Annotated in this window: 9 protein-coding genes; 3 read left to right on the forward strand and 6 right to left on the reverse strand. The window is 59.4% G+C overall.

All coding sequences use genetic code 11. The annotated features are described in order from the left end of the window. Positions 1-22 precede the first annotated feature (22 nt). A complete protein-coding gene (locus ACUZ9Q_RS02940) occupies positions 23-118 on the reverse strand; it encodes an SHOCT domain-containing protein (RefSeq protein ID WP_159060426.1) in 96 nt (31 codons plus the stop codon). Between the two features lie 429 nt (positions 119-547). On the opposite strand from ACUZ9Q_RS02940, the gene ACUZ9Q_RS02945 reads away from it, so the two are divergent. After that, positions 548-2,539: a two-component system sensor histidine kinase NtrB gene (locus ACUZ9Q_RS02945; protein WP_449247295.1), complete on the forward strand. Its 1,992-nt coding sequence runs from the start codon at positions 548-550 to the stop codon at positions 2,537-2,539. A 72-nt stretch (positions 2,540-2,611) separates the two neighbouring features. Further along, complete coding sequence (locus ACUZ9Q_RS02950) at positions 2,612-3,973, forward strand: sigma-54-dependent transcriptional regulator (RefSeq protein WP_192112476.1); 1,362 nt, start codon at positions 2,612-2,614, stop codon at positions 3,971-3,973. 976 nt (positions 3,974-4,949) lie between these two features. Here ACUZ9Q_RS02950 and ACUZ9Q_RS02955 read toward each other — a convergent pair. From ACUZ9Q_RS02955 to ACUZ9Q_RS02970, 4 genes are all read right to left on the reverse strand, one after another. Beyond that, the gene (locus ACUZ9Q_RS02955) at positions 4,950-6,083 is read right to left on the reverse strand and encodes a DUF4198 domain-containing protein (RefSeq protein WP_449247296.1); all 1,134 of its coding nucleotides are present in this window, start codon (positions 6,081-6,083) and stop codon (positions 4,950-4,952) included. 134 nt (positions 6,084-6,217) lie between these two features. After that, on the reverse strand, positions 6,218-6,598 hold the full coding sequence (locus ACUZ9Q_RS02960) for a ComF family protein (protein ID WP_233483789.1): 381 nt from the start codon (positions 6,596-6,598) through the stop codon (positions 6,218-6,220). Positions 6,599-7,086: 488 nt separating this feature from the next. Beyond that, the gene (locus ACUZ9Q_RS02965) at positions 7,087-7,773 is read right to left on the reverse strand and encodes a flavodoxin family protein (protein WP_192112480.1); all 687 of its coding nucleotides are present in this window, start codon (positions 7,771-7,773) and stop codon (positions 7,087-7,089) included. Next, the gene (locus tag ACUZ9Q_RS02970; RefSeq protein ID WP_192112481.1) at positions 7,770-8,396 is read right to left on the reverse strand and encodes an MBL fold metallo-hydrolase; all 627 of its coding nucleotides are present in this window, start codon (positions 8,394-8,396) and stop codon (positions 7,770-7,772) included. The genes ACUZ9Q_RS02965 and ACUZ9Q_RS02970 overlap by 4 nt, the downstream gene beginning before the upstream one ends. A gap of 337 nt (positions 8,397-8,733) precedes the next feature. On the opposite strand from ACUZ9Q_RS02970, the gene ACUZ9Q_RS02975 reads away from it, so the two are divergent. Then, on the forward strand, positions 8,734-11,283 hold the full coding sequence (locus ACUZ9Q_RS02975; RefSeq protein ID WP_449247297.1) for a tetratricopeptide repeat protein: 2,550 nt from the start codon (positions 8,734-8,736) through the stop codon (positions 11,281-11,283). A gap of 250 nt (positions 11,284-11,533) precedes the next feature. Here the strand turns inward: ACUZ9Q_RS02975 and ACUZ9Q_RS02980 are convergent, their stop codons facing one another. Continuing rightward, positions 11,534-14,797: a DEAD/DEAH box helicase gene (locus ACUZ9Q_RS02980; RefSeq protein ID WP_296935164.1), complete on the reverse strand. Its 3,264-nt coding sequence runs from the start codon at positions 14,795-14,797 to the stop codon at positions 11,534-11,536. Positions 14,798-14,922: the final 125 nt, after the last annotated feature.

Raw genomic sequence — 14,922 nt, forward strand, 5'->3', positions numbered from 1 at the left:
GGCCTGCTCAGGGCAAGTCCGCTCAGATGGATTTTTTCAGTTTTTCGTATTCTTCAAGAGTGATTTCACCAGAGGCCAGCCGTCTTTTGAGAATCGCCATGGAATCTGTATAATCCATGTTTTTTCGCTGTAACGGGAACATTCTGCTGATGAAAGCGACCGCCAGGGAAATAATCAGTATCATGATTATGAGGTGCGTCATGCCATTTCCCCATCCCATTACGCTTCCTATATCGCAGCCATACATATCAGTATCCTCAATGTGACGTTGCGCCGTCAGTTTGTTATTTGTATTCTGATTGGTGCTGCGTATTTCAGCGCCGTTTGATGCTGTATAGGCAAAGGCCGTGCCAAGATGAGTAAAATCTTGTAACCATATAAATTTGTTATGTTAAATTAAATTGATAAATCCCCAGGCTTCTCTGGTTGGATTGATGTTGTCCATTTTTTACTCAGTTGGCTGGCCAGCTATCCAATTTTTACCAGGGGGCTTGCGCGGTGAGTAAAAAATACATACTTATGATACTGCGCCGTTGAGGAAACACTCATGATCCGTTTTCGCCCATCTCTCTCCCAGCGCTTGTCGCGTATGGGCCTTTCACCCTGGATGCTGCTTGGGGCAGCCCTTATTCTCGGCCTGACACTGGTGGGGCTTTCCGTGCGCAGCAACCAGCGCGAACGGGCCTTTATGGTGCACAACCTTACGGACAGGGCCGAGGCGCTCATCTGGGCGCTGGAAGCCGGAACTCGCACGGGCCTGCGCCTCAGCCCCGGCACGGTGCTGGGCCTGCGGCCGCTGCTCAGCGAAACGGCCCGCCAACCCGGCATTCTCTATATGGCTGTTACCGATATGAGCGGGGCCATACTTGCCCAGAGCGGCGACGGCTCGCCGATTCCCGGCGTCCCGGATGACGTCGCACCGGAATTTTCCCCCACTCCCATGCTGGTGCAGCCTCAGGATATCCCACCCCTTGCAGATGTTTCAGACCGGCCCATGTGGCGGGTGCGCAATGTGGATGGAAGAGAAGTTTTTGAGGTTTTTCGTGTGTTTGCGCCCCTGAGTCGTTCACATGGGCAACAGCACATGGGCGGGCAGCAGCATATGGGCGGCGGGCACGGCTCCCACGGCATGGGCATGATGGGCCGCATGCTGGGGCGTTCCCCTGATATTGACGGGCCTGACCCCAATGATGTGTTTGACAATCCGCCGCCGCCCCCTCCCGCACGAGGAGGGTTTGGTGGCCGTCCCGGTCCTGAGGCCCCCCGGCAGGTGGTGGGCGTGGCTCTGGTGGGCTTTGACGCGCGCCCCTTTGAGGATGCTCTGGCGCAGGACGCGCGCAATAACCTGCTTTCTGCCGCACTGGCTGCCGCCTTGGGGCTGGCTGGTTTTGTGTCCCTGTTCTGGATGCACAACAACCGTCGCTGGCGGCGTATTGTGCGCGATCAGCAGGTCATGGCCGCAGAAGTCGTGGCAAACCTTCCCCTTGGTCTTGTGATCAGCGACCCGGACGGGCGCATTGCCATGATCAACGATGCGGCTTTGACCATGTTCGGCAAACAGCGTTCAGAGATATTTCCTTCTGGCACGGAGGCCTCGCAGGGTGATGCCAGCAAGCCCGGCAGGACTGCACGGGCACGGCGGCTGCGCAGTCTGCCCGGTCTGGAGTGGGAAGCCTTGGTGGCCAGGTTGGCTGGAGGGGCGCGCATTCTGGAGCAGGAAACAACGCTCGCCGTGCCGGGGATCAAACCTCTCTCCGTCAGCCTTGGCGGCGCGGCCATGCGCAATGAGGACGGCGCTTTTTTGGGCAACGTATTTGTGTTGCGCGACATTACGGAAATGAAGCGCCTTCAGGCTGACGCCCAGCGCAATGACCGGCTGGCGGCCCTTGGGCATCTGGCGGCGGGTGTGGCGCACGAAATCCGCAACCCCCTGAGCACCATCAAGGGCGTTGCCCTGTACATTGCCAAGCGCATGCCCCTGGGGGGTCGCGAGGAAGAAGCCGCCCAGCGCATGATTGACGAAGTGGAACGCCTGGACCGCGTGGTTTCCGAACTGCTGGAGTTTGCGCGCCCCGGTTCGTTTGAAACAGTGCAGGCTGACTTGGGCGAGGTCATCGGGCGGGCGCTGCGGCTTGCCGAGGCCGACCTCAAGGCCAAGAACATTACCGTGGTTTTTGAAATGGAACCGGGCTTCCCGCTGGTGCGCATCAGCACGGAGCGGCTCACTCAGGCTCTGCTGAATCTTTTTCTCAACGCGGTTCAGGCCATGGATCACGGCGGCACCCTGCGCGTGAGTACGCGCGCGCTGCCCGATGGCATGTTCAGCATCACCGTGGCCGACACGGGGCCGGGCATCCCGGCAGAGATTCAGGCCTCCATCTTTACGCCCTATTTTACCACCAAATCATCGGGAACCGGCCTCGGGCTTGCCATTGTCTATCAGATTGCCGAGGGGCACGGCGGGCGCGTCAGCGTTGGCAACGCGCCGGGGCATGGGGCGGAATTTACGCTCACCCTGCCTGTAAACGACAAAAACTAAGGCCATTTCGCACCGTTGCGACCTGCCCGTAGCGCAGGCGAAACCGCTACCGATCAGTTCAAGGATAGTGTTATGACTGCAAATCCCGCCATGCAACTGCTGGTGGTGGATGACGACCACAATCACCGCGAAATGCTGCGCGCCCTGCTTGAAGAGTGGGGCTACGCGCCCACCGGGGCCTCCAGCGGCGAGGAAGCCCTGGAGCTGTGCCGTGAACGTCCTTTTGACCTCATTCTCATGGACGTGCGCATGGGGGGCATGAGCGGCATAGAAGCCACGCGGGCCGTCAAGGCCTACAATCCCGCCATTCCCATTCTGATCATGACGGCCTACTCGGATGTTTCCAGCGCCGTGGAGGCGCTCAAGGCCGGGGCATACGACTACCTCACCAAGCCTTTGGCCTTTGACGCGCTCAAGCTTGCCCTTGAGCGCGCCCTGGATCATGCCAGCCTGCGGCATGAGGTGCGGACTCTGCGCCACGAGCTGGCGGCAGGTCTGGATGCCCGCAACGTCATAGGGCAGAGCCAGGCCATGCGGCAGGTGCTGGATCTTGTTTCGGCTATTGCTCCCTCTGAGGCCACGGTGCTTGTGACGGGCGAATCCGGCACCGGCAAGGAAGTGGTGGCCAAGCTCATCCACGCCAACAGCAACCGCCGCTCTGGCCCCTATGTGGCCGTGAACTGCGCGGCCCTGACGGAAACCCTGCTTGAATCGGAGCTTTTCGGCCACGAAAAAGGCGCGTTCACAGGGGCGGAAAAGCGCCGCGAGGGGCGGTTTCTGGCAGCGGATAAGGGCACGATTTTTCTGGACGAGATTGGCGAAATTCCGCTTTCTATGCAGGTAAAGCTGCTGCGCGTCATTCAGGAGCGCGAGTTGCAGCGCGTGGGCGGCGATCAGACCGTGCGCGTGGATGTGCGCATTCTGGCGGCCACCAACAAGGATCTGGCACGCGAGGTGGAAGAAGGGCGCTTCCGGCAGGATCTGTATTACCGGCTTAACGTGGTAGCCTTGCAGTTGCCGCCTTTGCGCGAGCGCGGTGAGGACATCCCCCTGCTTGCCATGCACTTTATGAAGCTTTTTGCCGAGCGCAATGGCAAGACCGTCAAGGGATTTACGCCTGGCGCAATGGATCGCCTGCTGAAGCACAACTGGCCCGGCAACGTGCGTGAACTGGAAAACGCCGTGGAACGGGCTGTGGTGCTGCTGGTGGGCGAGTATATCAGTGAGCGCGAGTTGCCCCCTACCATTGGCGGGCAGGAGGCGGAGGCCCCGGCTGCGTCGCGGCTGGATTTTGCCAATATGACGCTTGAGGAGATTGAGCGTCTGGCGGTTATGGATACTTTGGCGCAGGTGGGTGGCAACAAGAGCGAGGCTGCGCGGCGTTTGGGGATTAATCGCAAGACGTTGCTGTCAAAGCTGGGGGACGGGAAATAGCGCCGCAACGGTGACGAGGCAGAGGAAGAAAAGGCAGAAGCTGGGGGAGAGGTTTTTGTGGTGTGGGTGAGCCTGTCAGGCTGATTTACGCAAACCCGACTTTTGCGCCCTGAATGCGTCAGCGCCGGGATTTTGATGCTCACGTACTTGAGTACGCTGCGCTCAAAATTCCGGCGCTTCCTTTTCAGGCCGCAAAACGCGTATTTTGCAAATTCGCCCAACACCAACCATCGCCTCCGCGTTGCTCCGGCGAGTATAAGGAAGGCGACTCCACGACCACCTTTTGATGGTGAATTTTTTTATCTGACTTGAAAATTTCCCTTCTGGTCATGTCTGAACGGAACTTGCCCTTATCGCACTCACCTTGTCGAGGTGGTGCAAGTTTTTGTTTGCTTTCGTGAGTAGTCCGGGCTTGGTGGTGGTTGAAAAGTCAGAAGTTACGGGGAAAGAGTGCAAGGTCACGCCCTAAACGAGCAACTAAACCTGTGGTGTTTGGCTGAAGCGAACTTTGGCCGAGGTGAAAGCGGACTCTGGCATTTACGCGGCGCGGAGGGAGATCACCCGAGCGAGCGCAGAGAGTGAGGGAAGCTCCCGCAGCAGATGCCGCGTTGCCCTCGTCGTTTTATGGAACCTGAAAACCCTCTTGGGGGTGCTTCGGGGGGGATGCAAGGGGGGCCGAGAAGGGGGCGTAGCCCCATAACCGGCCCCGCCTTGCTGCGCGCCGCACAGGCGTCCCAAGCACCGCCGGAGGGTGGAATCCAGTGCCCGAAGGGCAGCAAGAAGAATTCACTTCGCGAAGCTTGGGCGAAATCGCACGCCGCGCAGGCGTCCCAAACTCCGCCGGAGGGCGGAATAACAAGCCCAAAGGGCGGCATAAAACACGCAAGGGAGGCGAGACCACGCTCCGCGCAGGCATGAAACGCAAAAGTCCCCGGTCACGCTTCACCGTAACCGGGGGCTCCCAATTTTCAACAAGCTAGCGCTTCCGCGCCTCGCTGGAAATACTGTCCACATACAACCAGAACAGCGTCCCCAGTTGCAGGGGCTTGGGCTGTCCGTCAGGCCCCTTGAGCGGATCGCCGGGAATGCTGGCCATACAACACCACCAGCCGGGCTGGTTCAACACAAAGGAGAATTCCCCCTTGTTGTTGGTGCGCGCGGCGATATCCTCATGCCATGAGGTCGGCACGGGGCGCTTTTCGGTATTTATGCGCGCCATGCGTACAGAAGCGGCGGCAAGAGGTTTGCCATCCATAAGCACCACGCCGGAAAACATGGCAGGCGCAGTAAGGCCAAATGGGCGGGAAAGCGGTACGATTTCAAAACGCTGGCCCACAGGCAGGCTCCAGCCGCGTTCAACGCCGTACACAGGCAGGGTTGTTTTGACGTAATGCTGCAAAAAGCGTCCGTGCGCGGCATCCCACCAGGGGCGGCCTTCAATGATGAACTGGTATAGGCCGGGTTTGGTCAGGGCAACGTTGGCCCCCCATGCCTTCTGGTTCAGGTAGCGGATTTCTTCCATGTCGCCTAGCAGGTCGCGCCGTTCGGGCTGCGCCACGCCGTCTTTTACCGGTGTGGTGCTGTCGTAACGCAGCACCGCAAACATCTGCGGCATGTCCATGACCAACCCTTCGTACTGGAAGGGGCGCATCATGGTGATAAGCACGTCTACTTCTTCATCTATCTGCGTGTCAGCGGGTGCTGGTGCGGCGGCAGCCTGTTCCGGTTTGGCCGGGGCGTCTGCCGGGGCGGCCTCGCCGTTGGGCGCGGGTTTGCCTTCAGAAGCGGGTTTGCCTTCGGCCGTGGGCGCAGCGGGGGCTTGTTCCTGCTGTTTGCCTGAGGCATCAGCGGGTTGTTCTGCCTTGCCGGATGCTGTTTTGGCGTCCTGCTGGCGTTTTTCGTCTTTTTTATCCTCGCGTTTGGCGGGGGCGTCCTGCTTGGGGCGGGGGGTGGGTGCTTCAATGCTGGGCTGGCTGGGCACCAGCAGGGTCACCTGCGCCTGCGCGAATGGCGCAAAAAAAAGGAAGGACAAAACAGCCCAACACGCGGCGACAACTGCACTTTTATGTTCAAATAACCCCAGATGACAGGAACGGTGTGCGCTGGGCATGAAATCTCCTGTGCGCCCAAGCCTGCGATATGCAGAGGGATTGGCTCTGTTTCCGCACGTAGAGGGCGGGGCGCTAGTGTATGTGACCTGTGTATAGCCCAAGAGCATGAGCTTGTCATGTGCTGCGTGCACACTCACCCCGCATGGCTTGGCATATCCGAGGCTTCGGCGGCTGTGTTGAGCGGCGTTCTGGCCGCAAAGACCGCATCCACCCGCGTGGCTCCACTTGCGAGCAGGGCGCTGGCTGCGGCGTTCATGGTGCTGCCCGTGGTCATAACGTCATCCACAATCCATACGCGCAGCCCCCTGGCCTCGGGCGAGGCGGCAAAACTGTGACGCACGTTGCTGCGCCGGTCTTTTGCCCCAAGGTGCGCCTGCTCCTGACCGGGCACAGGGCGGGAAAGCAGCCTTGAAGACAAAGGCAGGCCTGACAGGCCATGCAGGGCACGCGCCAGTTCGTGGGCCTGATTGTATCCTCGGCGGCGCAAATGGGCGGCATGCTGCGGCACTGCCACTATGACATCCGGACGGGGCAGGCAGGCTACGGATTCAAGCAGAAAATTTCCCAGCAGGGGGGCAAGGTACAGATGCCCGTCAAACTTGAACCGAAGCAGGGTGTGCCGCAGGGCTCCCTGATAGAGACCGTAGAAAGCAGCTCCGCTCCACGGCGGGGGATTTTGAAGGCATGCGCCGCAGATGCTGTTGCCAGCCTGTGGATCAGAAGGCGGAATTCCGCAGCGCGGGCATCTGGGCCCGGCGTATGGGACAAGCTGAGTCCTGCATTGGGGGCAAAGGAGGGATCCCGGCGCTGTCGTGGCATGGGCGTGCGCCGCAAACGCAGGGGAAAAGGGACGCAGACAGTGCAAACAGCGGTCTTGGTTCAGCCCCAAAGCGTTTTGCATGTGGGCCAGCGCAGAACCCAGCCAGCCGCAACGAGCCGGTGGGTGCGGCTGGGGTTTGTCATCTGGCATGGGGTGAGCAATAGGGTACAAAATGGCGTGGTCTATGGTTTGTCCGCATCATCGGGCAGGGGCTGGGTCAGTTCATAGCTGGCATTTTTTGTGGCGAGCCTGTGGCCCCAGTCGTGCCCCCAGGCGTGCAGGGCGGCCATTACAGCAGGGCGTTCGTGCAGATCCTTGATTGATTCAAGCCCGCGTAGCAGTCGGGTTTCCCGAACGGCAGCCCCAAGGGGGGCCAGAAAGTATTTGAGCGAAAGCAGAGAGCCTGAAAACAGCAGATTGCCGCGCCGCCGCCCTGCGGTCATGGCTACAAGCACGGGCTTTGCGCGGGAAAGCGGCAGGGGAACGCGGTCTTCACCTCCCTGCAGCATCCAGAAACGCTGGGTTCTGTCGATGAGCGCCTTGAAGTGCGCGGGCAGAAAATAGAAATAAATGGGGGAAGAAATCATGACCAGCTGTGCTTCGTTGATCATCTGAAAAATTTCTTCGGCCTGGTCCATCTGGGCGCAGGCATCATTCTGGCCGGGGAGGGGCCGGTTGGCCAGAATGCATTTGTGCGGCGGCCTGGAGCAGCCGCCGCACCCCGTACAGGGCGAATATGCATAGTCGCGCAAGGCTACAGTGCGCGCTTCAATTCCGGCTTCGGCCATGCCCTTTGTAAAAAGGTTTGCCACCGAATCAGAAACGCCTCCCACATGAGGACTGCACTGGAGCACAAGCACGTTGTTCATAGCTGAAATTCACCGCAAAAAGGATTGCTCTTTTTTTCATCGCCAATGGTGGTGGAGGGGCCGTGCCCAGGGTACACCACTGTGTCTTCCGGCAGTTTGAAAAGTACTTCCGTCACCGAGCGCAGCAGGCCGTTGTGGTCGCCGCCGGGAAAGTCCGTGCGGCCAATGGAGCGATAAAAAAGTGCATCACCTGTAAAAACAAGTTTTTCAGTAGGAAAAAACAGCGAAACTCCGCCCGGGGTGTGCCCAGGGGTGGCAAGCACCTCGCATTCCATGCCGCCGAACGAAGTCTTGCCCAGAGCTATGGGTTGCGACTGGTACGGAGTCACAGTGGGAAAGCCCCACAGGCCGCCTTGGGCGGATTCCGTTCCTTCAAGGCAGTCATCATCGGCACTGATGTAAACAGGCGCTCCTGTGGCCTTCTGCAGGGCCGCCACGCCGTAAACGTGGTCGAAGTGCCGATGGGTAATGCAGATGGCAGCCAGTTTCAGACCGTGCGTAGCCAGATACTCCAGCATGGGATCCGGGTCGCCGCCCACGTCCACCGCAACGGCCTGAGTGCCGCTGTGGATAAGGTAGCTGTTGGTCTGCAAAGGGCCGAGGGGAAACGTGGCAACTGGCATAAAGGTTCCTTTGGCTTGTCGATATCAGGCGCGCAATGGTTTGCTGCGCGCAAAATTACCGACTTTGGATATACTATCTTGGATTGTGTTCACAGGCAAGCGCCTGGCGCGTTAACAACGCGGCAGCGGCAAAGTTTTACCCGCCACGGTAGTCAATACGCTTAAAATTTAGCCGCACAATGGGGCAAAATCAAGTTGCGGGCATAGGTTAGCCTCAGCGGGCAGCTCCGGACATGGAACTGGAATGGCAAGGCCTTTCCGTGATGGTCTGACAGATGGGGACTCTCTGTCTTGAAATTTTCTAGACAAGCAGCCTTTGCCACACTACAATTTGAAGATGCAAAAAAACTGCCCGCAGCTCGAACTCGCGCGTGAAGACCTCATGGAAATGGAAGGCCTGTTGTGTGAACAATTGTCTTCATTCCTGTCCTTTTCAGGGCACGCCCTGTATTTTCCCACCAGCCGCGCGCCCGAAGAGCCGCAGTTGCTGTCGCGGGAGCGCAGGCTGCTGCTGCCCTTGCGGCGCGACGACCATCTGCTTGGCGTTGCCATGCTGCACGGCGTCAAGGCGCGCGAGGCCCGGCCCCTTTTGCCTTTTCTGCCTGCCATAGCGGGCCTTTGCCTGGAGAATCTTGCCAGAGCCAAGGCCATGCGCACGGATTCCGTTACCGGGCTTGCTACAGAAGAGGCCCTGTTTGCGCATATGGAAAATGCCGCAGAGCGCTTGCGGGCCTACCTGGAAGAGCCGGGCGCGGAAGAAAGCGGCCCCGCGCCCCTGCACTGGCTGTGCATGGGGATTGTGCTGTTGCGTCTTGGTAACGGGGATTCTGTGGTACGGCGCGGCGGGCATGCTTTTGCAGAAAAATATCTCAAGGCTCTGGCAGACGCCTGCCGCGAAGCCCTGCCATCGGATGTTCTGGCAGCGCGTGTGGGCCGCTGGGAGATTGCCCTGCTCTTTCCCGCCAGCGGACGCGGCGCCTGTCACAAGCTGGCCCGTGCAGCACTGACGCGTATGGAAGCGGTGCGCATGCCCTATCCGTTGTTGAAAAAGCCCGTGCACCCGCGCCTCTGCGCCGGGCATGCGCTGTATCCGCAGGATATGCGCGGTACAGAAATGCACCTGGAGATGCACGATCAGGCCCGCCTGTGCATGGATCGCGCCCGCCTTGCCGCAGATGTGGCCGGGCAGGAGGCTGACGGCGCTCAGGCTGTGGAAAGCCGCATTATGCCCTTTGCGCGCATACTGCAAGAAGGGGGCATGGTGCTGGAATCCCTGCCGCTGGGCCGCGTGCGGCTTAGCCTCGGACGTCAGGCCAAGGCCCGCGAGGGCATGCGCTTTGCCCTGTGGGGACAGGCGGAAAGCGGTTCGCCCCATTACAAGGGCGAGCTGGTGGTGCTGCACACGCGGGATACGGATTCCGTTGCCGAGGCCCTGCATCTGGTTGACGTTACCTGCCGCCCCGAGGTGGGGGACAGGCTCACTTTGCTGGGTGAGACGCCCGTTTTGAGCCCGGATCTGGACGAACAGGATTTTTCCGCCGCGCGCCCTGCCATCCCAGATGCGGCGGTGGCCGTGCAGGAACAAAACCAGAGGGCAGAATCTGCCGAAGGTGGCAAACACGCCGCTGCTGCGTGCGGTGCTTCCGCATCTGCCGTGCCCCAGCCAGCAGAATGTGCTGGCGGTTTGTGCGGTCACGGTGATTTTTTGAACCGTTTTGCCGTGGAGGCGGAACGGCGCAACCGGTTTACGCTTTGCCTGCTGCGGCTGGAACCGGGCAATTCTGATGCGGGCGATGCCGCGCATCCGGATGCCGCTCCGCTGGACGGCATGCACGATGCCGCGAACCGGCAGGGGATTATTGAAACAGCCCTCAGCGTGTGGCGTGATGCCCTTGGCAAGGCGCAGAACCTGCCGCAGCCGATGGCTGGACGCTACGGCAGCAACAGTCTGATATTTTTCCATCCGGATGTGGAAGCGCAAGCCCTTGTGTCTCTGTACGAGGGAGTGTGTGGTGAACTGAGCAGCCGTGGCATTTCGGCTTCTGTGGGCCTTGCGGGTTATCCCTTCCTTCAGTTCCGAAGGGGTGAAATGCCCGACTGCGCCCTGAAGGCTCTGGAATACGCCCTGCTGTTGCCAGCCCCCAAGGTGGGGGTGTGCAATTCGCTTGCGCTCAACATTAGCGCCGACAGGCGGTACAGCCTCGGCGATGTTTTTGGCGCGGTGGAAGAATACAAACTTGCGCTGCTGGCTGACGAGGCCAATGCCATGGCCTGGAATTCCCTTGGCGTATGCATGGCGGCCCTTGGGCGGCAGCACGAAGCCCGGCGGCATTTTACGGAGGCCCTGCGGCACGGGCCGGATAAAGCCCTTGCCGAACAGATTTACTACAATCTGGGCACGGTCTGCCAGGGGCTTGGCGAAAAGCGCGCAGCAGCCCGGTATTATCGGCAGTGCGTCAAGGTTTCGCCCGAGCACCAGTTTGCCCACATCCGTCTTGGGCAACTGTGCGAACAGGGCGGCAGAAGGGCCGAGGCCCGGCGTTTTTATGAGATAGCCGCAGCCCTTGAGGATGCGCGCCCCGGCGCGCCCAGCCTTGCCCGCAGGCACCTTGCGCGTGTGGCTGTGCGCCAGCGCAAGGGCGGCGAGGCGCGTGAGCTGCTGCACGAGGCTCTGGTACGCAATCCGCAGGATGCCGCCTCCATGTTGCTGCTGGCAAATATCTATCTGGACAGCAATGAAGATCCGGCCATGGCGGAACTGCTGGCCCGCAAAAGCGCTGGCCTGCACGACAAGCCCGAAGCGTGGGAAACTCTTGCCCGCGCCCTGCGCAAGCTTGGGCGGGAAGAAGAAGCCCGTGTGGCTGAAGCCAAGGCTGTGCTTTCCTAGCTTTTCAGAAGCAGGTTACCGCAGGGTGTGTTGCGAACAGCCCGCTGTTTGCAGAGAGCATTTTGCGGAAAGGGCAACGCAACTTGCCGCTGAAACTGTCTCCCGGTTCGTGCTCCACATGGCTTTTTTCTGGCTCTTAAACCGCCTTTGGGGCGGTTTTTTCATGCCCGAAGCAGAGTGCCCGAAACGCAAGCAAGGCCCCCTGTCACCAGAGGGCCTTGCTGTTATGTCATTTGGGCAAAGCTTGAAGCTACACGTCAAAGAGCATTTCCAGATCTTCACGCGTGAGCGACTTCCAGGTGTCCTGACCGGGAATGATGGCTTCCGCCACGCCGCGCTTGGCTTCCTGCAATTTGAGAATCTTCTCTTCCACCGTGTTCTGGCAGATGAGTTTGTAGGAAAAGACCTGACGGGTCTGACCGATACGGTGGGTACGGTCTGTGGCCTGACTTTCCACGGCGGGGTTCCACCACGGGTCGTAGTGGATAACGTAGTCGGCGGAGGTCAGGTTGAGGCCCGTGCCGCCAGCCTTGAGCGAGATCAGGAAGATCGGGATTTCAGGCGTATTGTTGAACTTGTCTACCTGATCGAAACGGTCTTTGCTCGCGCCATCGAGGTAGCAGAAGGGAATCTGTGAAAATTCCAGCCACTGCTTGATGATCTGGAGCATCTGCACAAACTGCGAGAAGACGAGCACCTTGTGGCCGCCTTCCACAATTTCCATGACCATGTCCTTGAAGGCATCGAACTTGCCAGAAGGCAGGTTGTTGGAGAAGCCGGGCATGTCGAGCTTGAGCAGGCGCGGGTGGCAGCAGATCTGGCGCAGTTTGAGCAAGGCGTCGAGAATGGACATCTGGCTTTTGGCAAGGCCTTTTTCGTCCACATCGGCCAGCACCTGGGCGCGCAGCTTGCGGGCCAGGGCTGCGTACAGTTCGGCCTGCGCTTCTTCCAGCGCGCAGCAGGTGACGCTTTCCACCTTGGGCGGCAGATCCTTGGCCACTTCGGCCTTGGTACGGCGCAGAATGAAGGGACGTACACGGGTGCGCAGATAGTCCAGCGTTTCAGCGTCGCCGTCCTTGATGGGCTTGACGATGCCCCGCTGGAAGGCGTGCTGCGAACCCAGAAAGCCCGGCATGAGGAACTCGAACAACGACCACAGCTCGAAAAGGTTGTTTTCGATGGGCGTACCCGAGAGGCACAGGCGCATGCGGGCATTGATGCGGCGCACGGCGCGGGCTGTGATGGTGTTGGGGTTCTTGATGTTCTGGGCTTCGTCAAGAATAACGGTGTTGAACTCGTATTTTTCCATCTCCTCCAGATCGCGCCGCAACAGCGCGTAGGTGGTGATGATGAGATCCGAGCTGGAAATATGCTTGAACATACCTTCGCGGCGGGTGCCATAGATGGTCAGCCGCTTGAGGCCGGGAACGAACTTTTCCGCTTCGCGCTCCCAGTTGGGCAGCACCGAGGTGGGCACCACAATAAGGTTTGGCCCGTCATGGTGCACATCAATCATGTGCTGGATAAAGGCCAGGGTCTGCACGGTTTTGCCAAGGCCCATTTCGTCGGCAAGAATACCGCCGAACCCGTATTCCGAAAGGAAGTTGAGATACGAAAGCCCCTGCACCTGATAGCTGCGCAGGTTGGCGTTGAGCGCCTTGGGCGGCGTGATGGGCCGCACCTCGCGGAACGAGCGGATTTTTTCGCGCAGGTTGTTCCAGAAGGAGTCCGTGGCTGCACCGGGCAGGTCTTCCAGCAGGCTGTCGAGCACAGGGGCTTCAAACTGCTTGAATTTCTGCTGCGGGGGCTTTGAAGGGTCGAGCCCCAGAGCCGTGAGCTTGTGGGAGAGCTTTTCAAGCCACGCTTCGGGCAGGCTGGTATAGGAGCCGTCTTTCAACTGCACATAGCGCTTGCCTCGGGTCCAGGCCTTCCAGATTTTTTCCAGGGGCAGGCTCTGGCCTTCGTATTCCACGTTGATGTCCAGCGAAAACCATTTTTCCTTCTCGTTGCTGACCACCTGCGCCGTGATGTTGGAAGAAGCCGTGCGCACCTTGTAGCGCGAGAGGGCCTTTTCGCCGTAGACGCGGTAGTTTTCGATCAGCTTGGGGTAGGAGTCGAGCAGAAAGGCAATGGCTTCTTCCGGCTCAAGGAACCACAGTTTGCTTGAGCGGGCCTGAAAGTCCATACCGCTCAGTTCATTCATCAACTGGGCTTCTTCGTCCTGATGGCGGCGCACCAGATAGGTCTGCCCTTCGTAGGTGTAGCTGCCGGTCTGGAAGTCGGGGTTGGGCCCGTTGAGTGTAAATTCGCCGTGGCGCGTTTCATACACGTTGTCGATTTCCAGCGTCAGCAGGCTGCCTTCTTCATCAAGGAAGAGCTTGGGATTATAGGTGGCAGGCTGGAACACCGGCTCCATGAGCTTGAGGAACTGCTGTGGTTCGTAGAGTTCCGAGGCTGGCAGGCGCGTCCACACTCGGTCGAGAAATTCGGAAATTTCTTCGTGCGGCACAACCGGGCGTTCGTAAATAAGGTTGCGCACCAGCGAGGGATAGAGGCCCGTCTGCACCGGGTAGAAATTATGCTGGTAGCAGACCCACAGGGGCATTTGCCCATGAAAGGTGATGGGCGCGTCTTCCGGCGCGGTGCTCTCGGTCGGGTTGCGGTCGCTGGGATTGCTGCGCCCTGCGCGGATGGGCAGCGGGGGGCGGCCCTCGCGCTTGAGCAGCACTTCAAAGCGAAAGCCTGAATCGTCCAGGATAGGCTTGAGCTTGAGCGCAAAAGGCGTGCTCTCGATGCGGCAGGGTTTGTCAGTGTCCTTCCACAGCAGATAATATTCCTTGCGCACAGACCAGAAAAACCATGAAGTAAGGCCCTGCGGGATTTCAACCCGGTGCCCGTAATAGTCGAGGTGCTGACCGATCTGGCGGGCCACATGCGGCAACTGGGGTGAAAATTCGCACCAGTCGGGGTTCTGGATGATCTGATCCAGCGTTACCTCGTTGTGCACGCTGGAAAGCCCGGATTTGTTCTGCCGCCCACGGAAAAAGGAAACCAGCAGACGCCCCTGTTCCGGTTCAAAGCGGAATATGAGATAGTGGCGGCCTGGTTCCGGTTCCATGTCGGTAGAAAAAAAGTTGCGGAAGCTCTGCTTCCAGTCGGTGCTGGGAGGCGGGGTTTCTTCCGGGTCGCCCTGTTCCTTGCGCAGTTCTTCCACAAGGCGCAAGGCAAGTGCTGCCACATGGCGGCAGATGCCTGAGAACGCATCAGAGCAGTTGCACTGGTGGCGGGTGCTGCGATCCGTAATGGTGAGGCTCAGGCTCGGCGTGAAGACCTGCAGGTCTTCGCCCTGGATGACGCCTTGGACGTCCCAGGTTTCGCCCTCCTGGATATTTATTTTTTGCACCTCACCTTCGGACAGGATATAGTAGGCGGCGTCGCGGATGTATTCCGGCACACTATCGTGCAGGAAAGTCTGGCACATTTCGCGAACGACGCTCTGTTCAGATCGACTCATGGGTTCCCCAAAAATACTCCGTTGAAATTTCTGGAAAATTCCAGAAACGGAGCGATGTTATGACGTTTGCGATAAATAGCACAGGTTGGGGGGCGAAAGCAATATGAAGTGTGACTTTTATGAAA

The sequence above is a fragment of the Desulfovibrio desulfopostgatei genome (assembly GCF_053570645.1).